At 55.4% G+C, this 15,634-nt stretch carries 14 protein-coding genes; 5 read left to right on the top strand and 9 right to left on the bottom strand.

All coding sequences use genetic code 11. The features are described from left to right. Nucleotide 1: 1 nt before the first annotated feature. The 3 genes from AC2FC2_RS25695 to budA form a co-directional block, all read right to left on the bottom strand. Nucleotides 2-1,588, bottom strand: a complete 1,587-nt coding sequence (locus tag AC2FC2_RS25695) for an ABC transporter substrate-binding protein (RefSeq protein WP_209638695.1) — start codon at nucleotides 1,586-1,588, stop codon at nucleotides 2-4. A gap of 139 nt (nucleotides 1,589-1,727) precedes the next feature. Further along, on the bottom strand, nucleotides 1,728-3,413 hold the full coding sequence (gene alsS, locus AC2FC2_RS25690; RefSeq protein ID WP_490660129.1) for an acetolactate synthase AlsS: 1,686 nt from the start codon (nucleotides 3,411-3,413) through the stop codon (nucleotides 1,728-1,730). Nucleotides 3,414-3,452: 39 nt separating this feature from the next. After that, complete coding sequence (gene budA, locus AC2FC2_RS25685; protein WP_265555506.1) at nucleotides 3,453-4,232, bottom strand: acetolactate decarboxylase; 780 nt, start codon at nucleotides 4,230-4,232, stop codon at nucleotides 3,453-3,455. Between the two features lie 437 nt (nucleotides 4,233-4,669). Between budA and AC2FC2_RS25680 the strand changes: the two genes are divergently transcribed. Then, the gene (locus AC2FC2_RS25680) at nucleotides 4,670-5,572 is read left to right on the top strand and encodes a LysR family transcriptional regulator (protein ID WP_490660128.1); all 903 of its coding nucleotides are present in this window, start codon (nucleotides 4,670-4,672) and stop codon (nucleotides 5,570-5,572) included. Here AC2FC2_RS25680 and eutC read toward each other — a convergent pair. Together eutC and AC2FC2_RS25670 are read right to left on the bottom strand one after the other, a co-directional pair. Then, complete coding sequence (gene eutC, locus AC2FC2_RS25675) at nucleotides 5,551-6,342, bottom strand: ethanolamine ammonia-lyase subunit EutC (RefSeq protein ID WP_490660127.1); 792 nt, start codon at nucleotides 6,340-6,342, stop codon at nucleotides 5,551-5,553. The genes AC2FC2_RS25680 and eutC overlap by 22 nt on opposite strands. Continuing rightward, nucleotides 6,339-7,724: an ethanolamine ammonia-lyase subunit EutB gene (locus AC2FC2_RS25670; RefSeq protein ID WP_490309055.1), complete on the bottom strand. Its 1,386-nt coding sequence runs from the start codon at nucleotides 7,722-7,724 to the stop codon at nucleotides 6,339-6,341. Before AC2FC2_RS25670 ends, eutC begins: the two co-directional genes overlap by 4 nt. Before the next feature lie 211 nt (nucleotides 7,725-7,935). Here AC2FC2_RS25670 and AC2FC2_RS25665 point away from each other — a divergent pair, with 211 nt between their 5' ends. Together AC2FC2_RS25665 and AC2FC2_RS25660 are read left to right on the top strand one after the other, a co-directional pair. Next, on the top strand, nucleotides 7,936-8,484 hold the full coding sequence (locus AC2FC2_RS25665) for a nucleotidyltransferase family protein (RefSeq protein WP_209638682.1): 549 nt from the start codon (nucleotides 7,936-7,938) through the stop codon (nucleotides 8,482-8,484). Between the two features lie 59 nt (nucleotides 8,485-8,543). Next, a complete protein-coding gene (locus tag AC2FC2_RS25660) occupies nucleotides 8,544-9,020 on the top strand; it encodes a FlxA-like family protein (protein WP_490660126.1) in 477 nt (158 codons plus the stop codon). A gap of 1 nt (nucleotide 9,021) precedes the next feature. Here AC2FC2_RS25660 and AC2FC2_RS25655 read toward each other — a convergent pair whose 3' ends face one another. Next, complete coding sequence (locus AC2FC2_RS25655; RefSeq protein ID WP_490660125.1) at nucleotides 9,022-9,942, bottom strand: LysR family transcriptional regulator; 921 nt, start codon at nucleotides 9,940-9,942, stop codon at nucleotides 9,022-9,024. Nucleotides 9,943-10,038: 96 nt separating this feature from the next. Here AC2FC2_RS25655 and AC2FC2_RS25650 point away from each other — a divergent pair, with 96 nt between their 5' ends. After that, nucleotides 10,039-11,031, top strand: coding sequence for a bile acid:sodium symporter family protein (locus tag AC2FC2_RS25650; RefSeq protein WP_209638676.1), 993 nt, complete (start codon nucleotides 10,039-10,041; stop codon nucleotides 11,029-11,031). A 35-nt stretch (nucleotides 11,032-11,066) separates the two neighbouring features. Here the strand turns inward: AC2FC2_RS25650 and AC2FC2_RS25645 are convergent, their stop codons facing one another. The 3 genes from AC2FC2_RS25645 to zipA form a co-directional block, all read right to left on the bottom strand. Continuing rightward, nucleotides 11,067-11,282 (bottom strand): DUF3820 family protein, encoded by a 216-nt coding sequence (locus AC2FC2_RS25645; protein ID WP_209638675.1) that lies wholly within the window; start codon nucleotides 11,280-11,282, stop codon nucleotides 11,067-11,069. After that, the gene (gene ligA / locus AC2FC2_RS25640) at nucleotides 11,282-13,303 is read right to left on the bottom strand and encodes an NAD-dependent DNA ligase LigA (protein WP_490660124.1); all 2,022 of its coding nucleotides are present in this window, start codon (nucleotides 13,301-13,303) and stop codon (nucleotides 11,282-11,284) included. Before ligA ends, AC2FC2_RS25645 begins: the two co-directional genes overlap by 1 nt. A 200-nt stretch (nucleotides 13,304-13,503) precedes the next feature. After that, nucleotides 13,504-14,502, bottom strand: a complete 999-nt coding sequence (gene zipA, locus AC2FC2_RS25635; protein WP_209638671.1) for a cell division protein ZipA — start codon at nucleotides 14,500-14,502, stop codon at nucleotides 13,504-13,506. A 221-nt stretch (nucleotides 14,503-14,723) separates the two neighbouring features. On the opposite strand from zipA, the gene cysZ reads away from it, so the two are divergent. Then, on the top strand, nucleotides 14,724-15,485 hold the full coding sequence (gene cysZ / locus AC2FC2_RS25630) for a sulfate transporter CysZ (RefSeq protein WP_209638669.1): 762 nt from the start codon (nucleotides 14,724-14,726) through the stop codon (nucleotides 15,483-15,485). Nucleotides 15,486-15,634: the final 149 nt, after the last annotated feature.

The following is a 15,634-nucleotide window of genomic DNA, read 5'->3' as shown; positions in this document are numbered from 1 at the left end:
ATTATTTCTCCAGTGAGACCTGTTTGAAGATGTGCTTACCAAACGGGTCGATCTCGTAGCCTTTCACTTCTTTGCGTACCGGTTCAAAAATGGTCGAATGGGCAATCATCATTGCCGGCATTTGTTCATGCATCATCACCTGTGCCTGCTCGTACATCGCCACCCGTTTGGTATGGTCGTTCTCCTCACGCGCCTGCAGAATCAGTTTATCAAACGGCGGATAGCACCACTTGGCCGAGTTTGACCCGCCGTTGGCCGAAACGCAGGTAAACAGCGGCCCGAAGAAGTTATCCGGATCGCCGTTAGCGGTGGTCCACCCCATTAGCGCCGTCTGATGCTCACCATTTTTTATCCGTTGCAGATATTCACCCCACTCAAAGGTGACAATCTTTGCCTTCACGCCGATCTTCGCCCAGTCAGACTGGATCATCTCCGCCATGCGTTTGGCGTTCGGGTTATACGGGCGCTGCACCGGCATCGCCCACAGATCGATAGCGAAACCCTGCCCTAACCCCGCCTCCTGCAGTAACTGTTTGGCTTTCTCCGGCGAATACGGGTAATCCTCAATGTTATCGTTGCTGCCCCATTGGGTTGGCGGCAGCAGGTTCTTCGCCGGCTGACCGGCGCCGTGGAACACGGCTTCCAGGATCGCCGGTTTGTTCACAGCCAGCGCCAGCGCCTGCCGCACCTTGACGTTATCCAACGGTTTTTTCTGGGTATTGAACGCCAGAAAACCGATATTCAGACCGGATTTTTCCATGAGCTGGATATTGGGATCCTGACGCATGCGCGCCAGATCCGCCGGGTTAGGGAACGGCATCACCTGGCACTCATTCTTTTGCAGCTTGGCATAGCGCACTGCCGCGTCTGGGGTGATAGAGAACACCAACCGGTCGATCTTCGGTTTGCCCTCCCAATAGTGATCAAACGCCTTGTAGAGGATTTTCGCATCCTTCTGGTACTGCACCAACTGGAAAGGACCGGTGCCGATCGGGTCGTTGTCCACCCGCTGCGGGGTACCGGCTTTCAACATGGCATCAGCATATTCGGCGGAAAGGATGGTGGCGAAGTACATGCCGAGATCGGCCACGAATGGCGCTTCGGCGCGCGAAAGCTCAAAGCGCACGGTGTTGTCATCCACTTTGACAATCTGGTTGATCAGCGTGCCAAACTCCATTGACTCAAAGTTGGTGTAAGCGCCGTTAGAGACCTTGTGATACGGATTATTGGCGTCTTTTTGCCGCATGAAGGAGAAGATAACGTCATCGGCGTTGAAATCACGGGTGGGGGTAAAATATTTATTGCTCTGGAATTTCACCCCTTTTCGCAGATGAAAAGTGTAATTTTTGCCGTCTTCACTCACCTGCCAGCTTTCCGCCAGGCTGGGCTGTAGCTCAACGGTGCCCGTTTTGAAGTCCACCAGCCGGTTGTAAATCGTTGCCGAACTGGCGTCTACCGTTGGGCCAGAGGTAAAGAGCTGCGGGTTAAACCCTTCCGGCGAGCTTTCGGAACAATAAACCAGCGTATTGGCGTGCGCACCGCTCATCACTGCCATCGCTAACAATCCCAGCATTGCTTTTGTTTTCATCCTGCCATCCCCGGTATAGAAAATAGACTCGATGGATACCAATAAATCATGCAGTTAGGGATGTAAAGGACAAATGATGAACACAAAAAACGGGGAGTGCTGGATGCTGCGCCCCCCGTGGTTAACACGCCTGCTGAAATTAAATCATCTGGTCAAAGTTCATCTGCGCCATCAGTTTATAGTTGTCAGCGTAATCGACCGGAATAGCCACAACGACGGGCCCCTGAATGTCCATTGCTTTACGCAGCATCGGGCGTAAATCCTCCACCGACTGTACGGCAAAACCGACCGCACCACAGGCTTCCGCATAGGCTTTAAAATCGATTGGGCCAAATTCCACGCCGGATTTACGCTGGTATTTATTTACCTCCTGCATTTCCACCATGTTGTAGGCGTTATCGACCCATATCACGTGCACGATATTACTTTTCAGCCGTACGGCCGTTTCCAGTTCCATGCTCGATTGCATAAAGCCACCGTCACCGGAAATCGACACCACTTTGTCTCCCGGGCGTACCAACGCCGCACCGATCGCCCACGGCAACGCCACCCCCATGGTCTGCTGGCCGTTAGAAATCAACAGCTGACGTGCACGGAAGCTGTATAGATAGCGCGCAATCCAAATGTGGAAACTGCCCATGTCGACGCACAGCGTCACGTCGTCACTGACAATGTCCTGCAGCTCTTTCACAATACGCAGTGGGTGGATCGGCATGCCACCGCGGCGCGCGGCGCGTTCCGCCAATTCGGTGCGCTGGCGGCCAAGATCACTGAGGATCAACTCCACCTCCGCAGGCACACTCACGACCGTATTAAAGGCTTCAGTCATCGTGTTGAGAGTGGCACTGATATTACCCACCAGCTCAACGTCCGGGCGGTAACAGGTATCAATGTCTGCCGGTAACACGTCAATATGCACCAGTTTTAATTTGCCCTGGCTGTTCCACATGCAGGGATCGTATTCGATCGGGCCATAACCGACGCTGACCACCAAATCTGCCTTCTGCAATAGCTGATCGGCAGGTTGGTTGTTGAATAACCCGACGCGGCCGGCAAAACGCGCAAAGTGGTTAACGTCGATCACCCCCGCCGCCTGATAAGTCCCCACGACCGGCATATGAGTCCGGTGCAACAAATGGCGCACCGCCTCGCTATTTTCCGGGCGGCTGGCTTGTAGCCCCAACAATAGCACCGGGCATTTCGCTTGCTGGATCAGTTTTACTGCGGCGTGGATATCCTCGGTAGCCGCAGCGCCCATGCGCGGCAATCGGCACCCTGCCAGCACAGGCGCACTGACAGGTTCATTGACGATGTCCATTGGCAGGCTGACGAACGAAGCCCCCTGGCGACCAAATTCGGCGTGACGAAACGCATTGGCGATCACTTCAGAAATTGCCGAACCGGCGTGGACTTCGGCGCAATACTTGGTCACCGGTCGGAACATGCTGACAGTGTCCATACTCTGGTGGGTCTGTTTCAGGTTATCAGCACGTTTCACCGCGCCACCGAACGCCACCACCGCGTCCCCTTCCGAGGTCGCGGTTGCCAGCCCGGTAATCAGGTTGGAACTGCCCGGCCCTGAGGTCACCAGCGCGACCCCGGCCTTGCCGGTTAGGCGCCCGACCGCCGCCGCCATAAATGCCGCATTGGCTTCATGACGCACGACGACGGTTTCTATCGATGGCGCGTCTTCCAGCGAATCGAATACGCGGTCGATCTTGGCCCCTGGGATACCGAATACGTGTTTGACGCCCTGCGCCTCCAAATTTTTCACCACTAAATCTGCGCCGCATGACCAGTTATGGTCTGTATTTGCCTTGCTCATGGAATACCTCCTGAAAATAAACCCAAGACTGTCGCGGAATTAACCCTCGGCAGAACGAATCGCGCGATCCAAATCCTCTGGACAGAGGTCGGCACGCAGAAAATCCGCATCATGCGGCAACTGAAGATTGAGACGGGTGATCACGCCAAATTGCAGCCGGCCGTGGTCAAGCTGGTAATCCAGTACGTGACCACCACCGTTACGATCGTCGGTGATAAAATGTTCGTGATAGCCAGCAACCCCAACGCCCTGCATATAATCAGGCGAACGGAAGCCAACTAACGTGCCCTGCCGCTGATGGAAGGCAAATGTAGGCTGCTCCTCGATCGCTTCTAACATTGGGCGATAGGGGCGTTCCTGACGAGGCACCGTGCGGGTTTCCACATGGCTGAACTCACCGTCAACACGCACTGCACAGAACAGGTTTGGTGACGCAACTTGCTCGTCAATACACTGGTGCAGCTGTGCCTTGGTGATCGGACTGTCAAAGTGTTGGGTGACGCTCGGTTGGAAAAAGGTGACAACGGCAAACGGGGTTTTCTGCTGCAAGCTGGCCGGCCGCGCGCTACCGTCGGCGCGTAGCTGGTGAATTTCCTTGTCGAAGGCGATCAGCTCACCGTCAAGGTGATTGAAAGTCCCCAGGCCGAAGTTACCGTGCCTGAGCAATTCGGCAATGGTGGTCTCCCCTTCGTAAACGCCGCTGATTAACGCGCTCATCAGCGAGATTTGATAAATCTCGCCCTCCCCAACGCTCAGCGACTGCCTGGCAAACCCCTGCGCCAAATGCTGCGCACAGGAACAGCCGTGGTTTTCGTTCATAACCTACTCCTCCACCAGCACGGGGTGAAATACCCCGCGCGTTCAAAAATGCTCACATGAGGGTGAGCAAAGATGTCGCCTGTAGCCCGCTCGGTTGGAACGATTCAGCTCATGGCGACAAAAAAACCGGCACGGCTGGCCGGCGACACTCAACATCAACAACGATTTAGATTCACTAATCATTGTTGGTAAATAGAGTGTCAAATTGAACGGTTTATCTGGTGTTGAAGCAGTCATCAATGTCACAGGCACACGCTGGAGCCTGAGAAAACTCTGTTATCTAACGTTCTTAGAACCGCACGTTTTATGCATTTTCTCTCTGAGCGGTGGGATCACAGCCAATTCTGGCCTGCCGTAAGCCCTCAAAAAGAGTAGCTGCAATAGGGTAAACGGAGAACCTGGTATTCATAAGAAACGCTTTTGCATATAATGCAAAGATGAATGACGCACGGTATGTCGAACATCTCCCCATCTTTCTTGAGGTCGCCCTGCAAGGCAGCTTCTCCGCCGCTGCCCGCAAGTTGGGAATGGTGCCCTCTTCACTGGTTCGCCATGTTGATGCGCTGGAAAGCGCGCTAGGCACCACGGTGTTTATCCGTTCAACACGCGGTCTGATGCTGACGGACGCCGGGGAAATGCTCCAGGCCAGAGCGGCCACGCTGCTGGCAGATATCACCGATATTCGTGCCGAACTGGCATCGTTAAGTGATATGCCGCAGGGTACCTTACGTATCAGTTGCTTGCCGACCTTTGGAAAGACATACATTTTGCCGCTGTTACCGACGCTGGCTGAACGCTATCCGCAGTTATTTGTTGATCTGGATTTAACCGAGCGTCAAACCGACCCGACACAAGAGCTTTTGGATGCCGCCATTCGCATCGGCGAACAAAAAGACAGTGGGTTGTACGCCAGCCGGATAGCGACCCAACGCTGGATGATGTGCGCCAGTCCCGACTACCTCGTTCGCTACGGCCAACCGGCCGACCTTAACGCGTTACCTGAGCATCGGCTGATTGCCCGCTACCACAAACAGCGGCCCGCCTGCTGGGCACAAATTCTCAGTGTTCCGCTCATGAGCCGATGCAGTATGGTACTGCGTTGCGACGACTTCACCGCTCAACATCAGGCGGCGCTGATGGGCATGGGGATCGCTTTCTTACCCAATTGGGTCGTCGGACCGGATATTCAGGCCGGTCGATTGGTGCAGGTACTGGAAGATCCGCGTCAGGAGCAGCAAGGGATTTACCTGCTGCGGCCCGTAGCAAAAATGTCAGTCCGATTGAACCTGTTCATTACCTTACTGAAGCAAAGCATCGGTCAGCCACCCAGTTGGGAATGAAGGGGTGATATTCGGCCATACAGCGCCGGGTTATCGCTTTCGTCTTTCAGTTCTATTCCGGTCAATCGGCGCTGAAAAGCCTGTTCCAGCAGCCATGCCAGTTTGAACGCCGCCTGCGGGTAATCGAGCCCCTCAGGGCGTACGTTGGAAATGCAATTACGCTCCGATTCACGCCGCTGGGTGTTCGGTCCCCAGGTGAGGTAGATCCCCAGACTGTCCGGTGATGATAACCCCGGTCGTTCGCCGATCAACATCACGACCGCCTTGGCCCGTAAACACTCACCAATATCATCCCCAAGCCCGACCCGGGACTGGTGCGCCAAAACCACGGGCGCCACCGAAAGTGATAACTGTTCGAAATAAGGCCGCAATGCCTGTAACACGGGTAGCGCCTGACGATGTACCGCTTTGGAGGACAAACCGTCGGCAACCACCAGCAAGACATCCGCAGCCTTGTCCGTTAAGCCCAGCAGCAGGTTGCGGCTGTCCGACGCCAACCTGCGCCCCAGATCTGGCCGGCTGAGATACGCGGTGCGATCGGCGGCCTGGCTGTGCACCGTCAACGTTTGCCAGCCTTGTTGTTGTATCGCCTCCGCCAGCGTATCGCTGTCGAAGGGTTGATGTACCGCATCGCGCGCCTGCGCATGCGCCAAGCCAAATTTAAGTAACTCCTGGGTCGGTAAGCTGGAGCCCGTGCGCCCCAGTGCAATACGTGCATCGGTAAAGGCGCGCAGCGCGTCCCAACTGTTGACGTGGACAGGTTTGCTCATCCCCGTTCTCCTTGTAACCCCAGCAACAGCGGGTGATTGGCGGCGGTGTCACGCAATCGTCCCTGTTCGTCGGTGATATGCATTTTCGTTAGCCAGTCGGCGAATTCCGGCGCGTGCTTCAACCCCAGCAGTTCACGGATGTACAACGCGTCGTGGAATGAGGTGCTTTGATAATTGAGCATAATGTCATCCGCGCCCGGTACGCCTATCAAGAAGGTCAACCCGGCCGTAGCCAACAGCGTCAGCAACGTGTCCATGTCGTCCTGATCCGCCTCGGCGTGATTGGTGTAACACACATCACAACCCAGCGGCAGGCCAAGCAACTTGCCACAAAAGTGATCTTCCAGCCCGGCGCGGATAATCTGTTTACCGTCAAACAAATACTCCGGGCCGATAAAACCCACCACGGTATTGATCAACAACGGGGAGAAATGCCGTGCTACCGCGTAGGCGCGCGCCTCGCAGGTTTGCTGATCGACGCCATGGTGAGCATCGGAGGATAAACAGCTGCCTTGTCCGGTTTCGAAGTACATGACGTTATTGCCTAGGGTACCGCGATTGAGGCTCAGTGCTGCCTGCTGAGCCTCCGCCAGCAACGCCAGATTAATGCCAAAGCCGCTATTGGCCGCTTCAGTGCCAGCGATAGACTGGAACACCAAATCCACCGGAGCACCGCGCTCCATCAAACGTAGCGTATTGGTTACATGCGTCAGCACGCAAGATTGGGTAGGAATAGCGAAACGTTGAATGACGTCGTCCAACATGTAGTTCAACTTTTCCAATAACGGCAAGCTGTCGCTGGCGGGGTTAATGCCGACCACCGCATCACCACTGCCATACAGCAGGCCATCAAGCATACTGGCTGCAATACCCTGCAAACTGTCGGTTGGGTGATTCGGCTGTAACCGCACGCTGAGGTGGCCAGGAAGACCGATGGTGTTGCGGAAGCGCGTGACGACCCGGCACTTCTTCGCCACCAAAATCAGATCCTGATTGCGCATCAGTTTGCTCACTGCTGCCGCCATTTCCGGCGTGATGCCTGGAGCCACCCGCGCCAACATCGCGCTATCTGCCTGTTCACTCAGCAGCCAGTCACGAAAATCCCCCACGGTCAGATGAGAAATTGATGTAAAGGCCTGGGCATCGTGGCTGTCGATGATCAGCCGCGTGACCTCATCGTGCTCATACGGCACCAGCACCTGCTGGAGAAAAGCCTTCAGCGGCACATCCGCCAAGGCTATGCGCGCCGCCATACGCTCCTCTGCGCTGTCCGCCGCCACCTCCGCCAGACAGTCGCCGGAACGAGCCGGCGATGCCTTGGCCATCAACTGACGTAAATCACTAAAGCGGTAGCTGCGCCGGCTAAGCGTTGTCTGATACATTGCACCCCCTGTTCTGCCCTGATGACACAGCTAAAGTTGCAAACCCTGTACCAAGTGTAGTCAGTCCACAGTCGAAATTATTTTGTACCGGAAATCATCCGATTAGCCTCTCTCGATACCACTCCTCCCCCAGAACCGATGCACTAAAATCATGCACGGCATTCCGCCCGCAGGCGCTTCGGGTTAAAGTAGCCGCAACAAAGGAGAGGTAATGAACCGGCAACAGCAAATTATCCAGTGGTTACAGCAAGATAGTGGAAGAATGGCCGCATTGCGTACCGCGCGGCGACTCGGTCTGAATGACTGGTGCCTGGGCGCTGGCTTTGTGCGTAATCTGGTGTGGGACCAGTTGCATGGGTACGCCACACCAACACCGCTCAACGACATCGACGTGATACATTTTGATCCGCAGCGGCCAGAGGCAGAGCGTGACCAAATGCTGGAACTACGGCTGCAGGAGTGGATGCCACAGCCGTGGTCGGTCAAGAACCAGGCGCGTATGCACTTACGCAGCGGCCGAGCACCCTATCTCAACAGCGAAGAGGCCATCAGCTTTTGGACCGAGAGAGAAACGGCGGTTGGCGCACGCCTGAATGCCGACGACAGCATTACATTGGTCGCGCCATTCGGCCTCGATGGGTTGTTTGATGACACCATCACCTTCAATACCAAAAACGGCAACCTCGACACCTATGAACAGCGTGTGGCAAGCAAGGGCTGGTTGCAACACTGGCCGCGTCTGCGACAAATTCGTGGGTAAAGTTTTACCGCGCACGGCCGATACCCTGAACAGCCACATCAAGACGCAGGGAGAGCAATATGTCGACCAATATCACCATGATTGTCCCAGTGAAAAACACCCTACCCGGTGTCAGCAGGGTTTTTAGCGCCCCGGGTAACGAAGGCCAGTTGCTGATGGCCAAACCGGTCAACCAGCAACCGGAAGGCGGCAAAATGAAGGAAGCCAAGGCCGGTGGGATTAACGATCGGGTAAAAGTCACCGACAGCAACGCCTCGGCACGCATAAAGGTGTTGAATAAACAGATTCAGGATCTGCAACAGAAGCTGGTGGATCTGAAAGACTCAGACGCCGATCCCAAAGAGATCGAAAAACAAAAACAGCTGATCCAGGCACAGATTAAAATGCTGCAAGCCGAGATCGCACGTATTCAAAAAGAAGAGATGGAAAAACAGCAGGCTGCGCAAATGGCCAAGGCTGCTGACAGCGGCTCCCCCGCTAAAGGCGATGGTATTAACCGCCCAACCGCGCACAACGCGGTGGACGTGTATATCTGACTCAGTAATCTGCCTGTTGGCCGCGCTGCTGTTGCAATAACGCCGCCTGCTGCCCGACCACCTGCCAGATGACTTCCGCGGCGGGTGTCAGCGAGCGGTTTTTACGCCGCACCAACATCAAGGCGCGGTTGATTTCCGGCACCAATCGACGCACTTTTAGCTGGCCGCCTTCCGGCAACGGTAACGCCAGCGCCGGGAAAATGCTGATACCTATGCCCGCCGCCACCATCGGGAACAACGTCGCTGGGTGGCCAATCTCTTGCACCACCGTGGCGTCCACCCCTTGCTGGCGCAGTGCGCTGTCAATCAGTGGCCGGCTACCGGAAGCATAATCCTGCAATACCAGGCGGCTACCGGTCAGCGCCGACCAATGGACTTCAGGTTGGCTGGCAAACGGGTGATCATTACGGCACAGTAACAGAAAGGGTTCGTACAGAATCGGCTCGCAATCAAGGTCAATCGCCTGCACCGGATCAACCACAATACCGAAATCCACTTCAGCGTTTCGAATGCTGTGAAGCACCTGCTGTTGTGCCTGGTCACGCAGCATAATGCGAATATCCGGATATTTCTTTTCACCCGCAGCGATACATTGCGGCATCAGATGTGCGGAAATAGTCTGGCTCGATGCGACGCGTACCGTACCGCTGCGCTGCACACCAAAGCTGCGTGCATCAAGCAATGACGATTGTAACTCATCGAGTAAGCGCTCTACGCGGTTTGCCAGACGCTGTCCGGCATCGGTCAGCAGCACTTCACGCGTCGTGCGATCGAGCAAGCGCACGCCTATCTCCGCCTCTAACTCTTTCACGCTATGGCTGACCGCCGACTGCGTCAAGCCAATCGCCTCACCCGCCCGGCTGAAACTGCGATGCCGCGCAATGGCCACAAACACTTTGAGCTGCTTAATCGAGTAATTCATGTTTTTTATTAATAAATGAATTAAATAAATCAATTTAATTATTATATCTCGCCGCGCGACAATGCGTGCATTGATTTCTTTCCCGAGTGCGCCACCATGAGATTTCTGCCCGATCGCTTTACCCTGACGCTGATCGCCACCGTGCTGTTGGCTTCATTTCTGCCGGCACGCGGCGAGTTTGTCGGTTGGCTGAACGCCCTGACCATCGCCGCCATCGCTCTGCTGTTCTTTATGCACGGTGCCAAACTGTCGCGCGAAGCCATTTTGGCCGGTAGCAATAACTGGCGGCTGCATCTGTGGGTGATGTTCAGCACCTTTATTATTTTCCCGGTGCTCGGTGTGCTGTTCAAATGGTGGTCACCGGTCAACGTCAGCCCTGAATTGTATTCCGGTTTTATTTACCTGTGCATCCTGCCTGCCACCGTGCAATCGGCCATTGCATTTACGTCGCTGGCAGGTGGCAACGTTGCTGCTGCGGTGTGCAGCGCTTCGGCTTCGAGCCTGTTGGGAATATTCGTTTCTCCCCTGCTGGTCGGGCTATTGATGAATGTCCACGGTGAAACCGGCAGCCTTCAACAGGTCGGCTCCATTGTGCTGCAACTGCTGGTGCCCTTTGTCGCTGGCCACCTGTCACGGCCACTCATTGGCAAATGGATTGAACGTAACCGCAAGTTGATCGGCAAAACCGACCAGACGTCGATTCTGCTGGTCGTCTATGCCGCTTTTAGCGAGGCAGTTACACACGGTATCTGGCATCAGGTCGGCATTGGGTCGCTGGTGTTTATTGTGGTGGGCAGTCTGGTATTGTTGACGATTGTGTTAGTGGTCAACACCTACATGGCGCGCTGGCTGGGCTTTAGCAAAGCCGATGAGATCACCATTGTGTTTTGCGGTTCGAAGAAAAGCCTGGCAAACGGCATCCCGATGGCCAATATCCTGTTCCCGGCCGCGACCGTTGGGATTATGGTGCTACCGCTGATGGTGTTCCATCAGGTGCAGTTGATGACCTGCGCAGTACTGGCACGGCGCTATCAGAAGAAACAGCAGGAAAAACAGGCGGTGCCAAACGCAGAAACGGCACGGGGATAATGAAATGGGCGCGGCAAGACACCGCGCCCGGCAACTCAGCTTTTCTTCAGCGGCTTGACCAGGTTGTCGAGCCCTTCGATTTTAATCGCCAACGTCATTTCCATCAGCATGCCCAGTTTGCCGTTGGGGAACTCCCCTTTGCGAGCGAACCACAGCAGATACTCTTCAGGCAAGTCAATCAACACCCTTCCCTGATACTTGCCGAACGGCATCACGGTATTGGCGATTTCGATCAGGTTCTCTTTTTCCATCAGGCACCCAGCAGGCGGATCATTTCCGCTTCGTCGATCACCTCAATACCCAGTTCCTGTGCCTTCACCAGTTTGGAACCGGCGGCTTCACCGGCAATCACCAGATCGGTTTTCTTCGATACGCTGCCGCTGACTTTCGCGCCCAGCGCCGTCAGGCGATCTTTGGCTTCATCGCGTGAAAGCTGGCTAAGCGAACCGGTCAGCACCACCGTTTTACCGGCAAATGGGCTGTCGATCTCTTCAGCGACGATCACCACCGGGGCTGGCCAGTTAATGCCAATTTCGTCGCTGACCAGTTCCTGGATCACCTGCTGGTTAAGCGCTTCGTCGAGGAAATGGCGCGTGTGCTTCGCCACCACGTCACCGACATCCGGCACCTGTTTCAACGCCTCGATATCGGCGGCAAACAGCTTCTCAAGCGTACCAAAGTGCGCTGCCAGATTCGCGGCCGTCGCCTCGCCAACTTCACGAATACCCAGCGCATACAGGAAACGGGCGAAGGTGGTCTGCTTGGACTTCTCCAGCGCATTGACCAGATTCTGCGCCGACTTTGGCCCCATGCGATCCAGGCCGGTCAGAATTCCTGCGGACAGACGGAACAGATCGGCCGGGTTCTTGACGTACTCTTTTTCCACCAGCTGTTCGATGATTTTGTCGCCCATGCCTTCGACGTCCAGCGCACGACGGGAGACGAAATGCTTCAGCGACTCTTTGCGCTGTGCGGCGCAGATCAGCCCACCGGTGCAGCGCGCTACCGCTTCGCCTTCCACTCGTTCGACGTCAGAACCGCAGACAGGACAATGCTGTGGGAACAAAATTTCACGCGCGTCCGCTGGGCGGCGATCGGCCATCACCCCCACCACCTGTGGGATCACGTCGCCCGCGCGACGGACAATCACGGTGTCGCCGATACGCAGGCCCAGCCGTTCAATTTCATCAGCATTGTGCAAGGTGGCATTGCTGACAATCACGCCCGCAACCAGTACCGGCTCCAGACGCGCTACCGGCGTAATTGCCCCGGTGCGCCCCACCTGGAACTCCACCTCACGCACCACGGTGATTTGCTCTTGCGCCGGGAATTTAAATGCCGTCGCCCAGCGCGGCGCACGCGCCACAAAGCCGAGCGTTTCTTGCAGATCGATATCGTCGATCTTCACCACCACGCCGTCGATATCAAAGCCGAGTTGCGTGCGGTCTTGCTCCACCTGGCGATAAAACGCCAATACCTCATCGCTGCCAGTGCAACGTTGAGCGCGATCGCTGACGGGTAAACCCCAGTCTTTGAACTGCATCAGGCGCTGCCAGTGGCTACGCGGTAACTCGCCCCCTTCCAACAGGCCAACACCATAGCAAAAGAAGGTCAACGGGCGCTTGGCGGTAATCCGTGGATCAAGCTGACGGATCGATCCGGCGGCTGCGTTACGCGGGTTAGCGAAGATCTTGCCGTCTTTACGACGCGCTTCTTCGTTCATCTGCTCAAAACCCGCTTGCGGCATAAAGACTTCGCCACGCACTTCCAGCCGACGCGGGATATTCTCGCCGGTCAACCGCAGCGGAATAGCGCGGATGGTGCGCACGTTGGTGGTAATGTTTTCACCGGTGGTGCCGTCGCCGCGCGTGGCCGCACGAACCAATTCCCCCTCTTCGTACAACAAGCTGACCGCCAGACCATCCAGTTTCAGCTCGCAGCAGAAGGTCAGTGGGTCACTGCTCTTCAGGCGATCTTGCACTCGCTTGTAAAACGCCAGGAAGCTTTCTTCGTCAAAGACGTTATCCAATGACAGCATCGGCACTTCGTGACGGACCTGATCGAATGCCGCCAGCGGAGCTGCACCCACGCGCTGAGTGGGCGAATCCGCGGTAATCAACTCCGGGTGCGCGCTTTCCAGCTCACGCAATTCGCGCATCAGGCGATCATATTCCGCATCCGGCACTTCCGGCGCGTCCAGCACATGATATTGATATTCGTGATGGCGCAGGGAGGTTCGTAGTTGATTGATTTGTTGGATTATCGATTCCATGGCTCACCATCAAAGATATCCCCGTCATATTTCAAGCTGCGTCTTTGTGGGCTGCCTTTACTGACCCGTGACTTAGTTAGCTAAGTTCCCTGGGCTTCGCTCCGTTGCCGCTTTGATGCAGTTTGACGTATTTAGGGTAACAAAACCCCCGACTAGCGGGGGCTTTAGGATTACGGGTATTGAGTGCGCGTAGCAGCCGATCAGTCGGTGTTATCCAACACTTCACGAATGCGCGCTTTATAGGTTTCCAGCTTCTGCGGGGTCATCATGCGGCGCTCATCGTCCAGCACCACACCACCCACATCGTCGGCGATTCGCTGAGCCGACTGCAGCATCAGCTTGAAGTTCTGATTAGCGTCGCCATAAGACGGCACCATCATGAACATCGACACGCCTGGCGTGGAGAAATCAGACATCATCTCAGGATCAAAGGACCCCGGTTTAACCATATTCGCCAGGCTGAACAGCACAGGGCCGCTGCCCGCAGGGCTGATATGGCGATGGAAAATGCCCATTTCGCCAAACTGGAAGCCCGCCTGCAGCACGCTCTGCAGCAAGACTTCGCCGCCGATCACGCCACCCTGATGTGCAGTAACGTGCAACACCAGTACGGTTTCTTTCAGTTTTGCCGGTTTGATGGCGGCAGGAGCAGGCTGAGGCTCGTGCACCACCGCTGGCTTCTCTTCCGGCTGCGGCTGCTGAGCAGGCTCGGTGTGGAACACCGGTTCTGCTGCATGCGCCACTGGCGGCAGATCGTCAACGCGCGGTTCACGGCGTGTCGCAGGCTGTTGCGGCTCATCGTCTTCGTCCTGCGCGTAGTTGTCCAACAGGATGTCATCATAATCCGGCCGCTGAGACAGCGGTGGCGGAGACTGATGAGCAGCCGGTTGAACGGCACGCGGTGCTGGCTCAGCCGCTGGAGCAGGCTTGGGCGCAACCACGGGTTCTTCGCGAGCGGCATCAAAATGACCAAAGGACGGCTCATCCTGCGGGTGAGCGGAGCGTACACGCACCTCTCCCACGCCTTCATCGAGATCGTCGATCGGGGATTGTTCACGTTCTTTTTTAGAACGTTTGGCTGGGCGATCGCGGAAAAGCGATGAGCGTTCCTTACGGCTGGTCCAAAGACCGTGCAATAACAACGCTATTATGGCGATCGCGCCAACAACGATTAATATCAGACGCAAATCCTGCATCATTGCTATCTCTGTTGTTCCAATACATTGCCACCGCGGCAAACATTCACTCTTTAACTCTATTTGCCCGAGCACACAAGTGCAAGTCCGTGCTGAACTTTATGCCAATAAAGATGATTACACTGCCTTTTTTTGCTGTTTTTTCAGCCAATGTCACCCTAGCCAGTAGAAAATCATCCCGATATGATAGCGATGCCTGTTCAGACAAAGAGATAACTTAAGATATGTCCTATTCGCAGTCACCTTCTCACTCCACCAACGGCCTTCATTATTTTGCTGAAGGCTGGCGCCTGATTTCGCGCCCGGGGATTAAACGCTATGTCGTATTACCGTTGCTGGTCAATGTACTGCTGATGGGGTCCGCTTTCTGGTGGTTGTTCAGCCAATTGGGTGACTGGATCCCGAGCATGATGAGCCATGTTCCCAGTTGGCTGCAGTGGCTGAGCTATTTGCTGTGGCCACTTGCGGTCATTTCCGTGCTGTTGGTGTTCAGCTATCTGTTCAGCACCATCACCAACCTGATCGCTGCCCCCTTCTGTGGCCTGCTAGCCGAACAGTTGGAAGGCAGCCTGACCGGCAAGCCGTTACCGGACACCGGTATCTTCGGCATTGTGAAAGATCTGCCGCGCATTATGGCGCGTGAATGGCGCAAGCTGGCTTACTATCTGCCACGCGCCTTATTGTTGCTGATTCTTTATTTCATTCCTGGCATTGGCCAAACCGTGGCGCCTGTGCTGTGGTTCCTGTTCAGCGCCTGGATGCTGGCAATTCAGTATTGCGACTACCCTTTCGATAACCACAAGGTGAGCTTTGCCGATATGCGCAGCGCACTGCGTCAGCATAAAACCGATAACCTGCAGTTTGGCGCGATGGTGAGCCTGTTCACCATGATCCCCATCCTCAATCTGGTTATCCTGCCGGTCGCGGTTTGCGGCGCCACCGCCATGTGGGTCGACCGTTATCGTACGCAATTCGTACGTTCCTAAGCCATTTTCGGCCCCGCATTACGATTAATTCTTCGACAGGGCGCGCAATATGCGCCCTTATCCTTGTGCTTAAAACTTATTTCCTAATAACATATAGATATACCAATTCTTTACTTCCCTGCCGGTACTGTTAGCGTATGCTTTCGATG

It is taken from the genome of Serratia sp. CoH_122_TC_1, assembly GCF_058191755.1.
This window is presented reverse-complemented; position numbering and strand designations above follow the sequence as displayed.

Coding starts and splice junctions, on each gene's coding strand:
- AC2FC2_RS25695 (WP_209638695.1), bottom strand. CDS start 1,588: ATGAAAACAAAAGCAATGCTGGGATTGTTAGCGATGGCAGTGATGAGC.
- alsS (WP_490660129.1), bottom strand. CDS start 3,413: ATGAGCAAGGCAAATACAGACCATAACTGGTCATGCGGCGCAGATTTA.
- budA (WP_265555506.1), bottom strand. CDS start 4,232: ATGAACGAAAACCACGGCTGTTCCTGTGCGCAGCATTTGGCGCAGGGG.
- AC2FC2_RS25680 (WP_490660128.1), top strand. CDS start 4,670: ATGAATGACGCACGGTATGTCGAACATCTCCCCATCTTTCTTGAGGTC.
- eutC (WP_490660127.1), bottom strand. CDS start 6,342: ATGAGCAAACCTGTCCACGTCAACAGTTGGGACGCGCTGCGCGCCTTT.
- AC2FC2_RS25670 (WP_490309055.1), bottom strand. CDS start 7,724: ATGTATCAGACAACGCTTAGCCGGCGCAGCTACCGCTTTAGTGATTTA.
- AC2FC2_RS25665 (WP_209638682.1), top strand. CDS start 7,936: ATGAACCGGCAACAGCAAATTATCCAGTGGTTACAGCAAGATAGTGGA.
- AC2FC2_RS25660 (WP_490660126.1), top strand. CDS start 8,544: ATGTCGACCAATATCACCATGATTGTCCCAGTGAAAAACACCCTACCC.
- AC2FC2_RS25655 (WP_490660125.1), bottom strand. CDS start 9,942: ATGAATTACTCGATTAAGCAGCTCAAAGTGTTTGTGGCCATTGCGCGG.
- AC2FC2_RS25650 (WP_209638676.1), top strand. CDS start 10,039: ATGAGATTTCTGCCCGATCGCTTTACCCTGACGCTGATCGCCACCGTG.
- AC2FC2_RS25645 (WP_209638675.1), bottom strand. CDS start 11,282: ATGGAAAAAGAGAACCTGATCGAAATCGCCAATACCGTGATGCCGTTC.
- ligA (WP_490660124.1), bottom strand. CDS start 13,303: ATGGAATCGATAATCCAACAAATCAATCAACTACGAACCTCCCTGCGC.
- zipA (WP_209638671.1), bottom strand. CDS start 14,502: ATGATGCAGGATTTGCGTCTGATATTAATCGTTGTTGGCGCGATCGCC.
- cysZ (WP_209638669.1), top strand. CDS start 14,724: ATGTCCTATTCGCAGTCACCTTCTCACTCCACCAACGGCCTTCATTAT.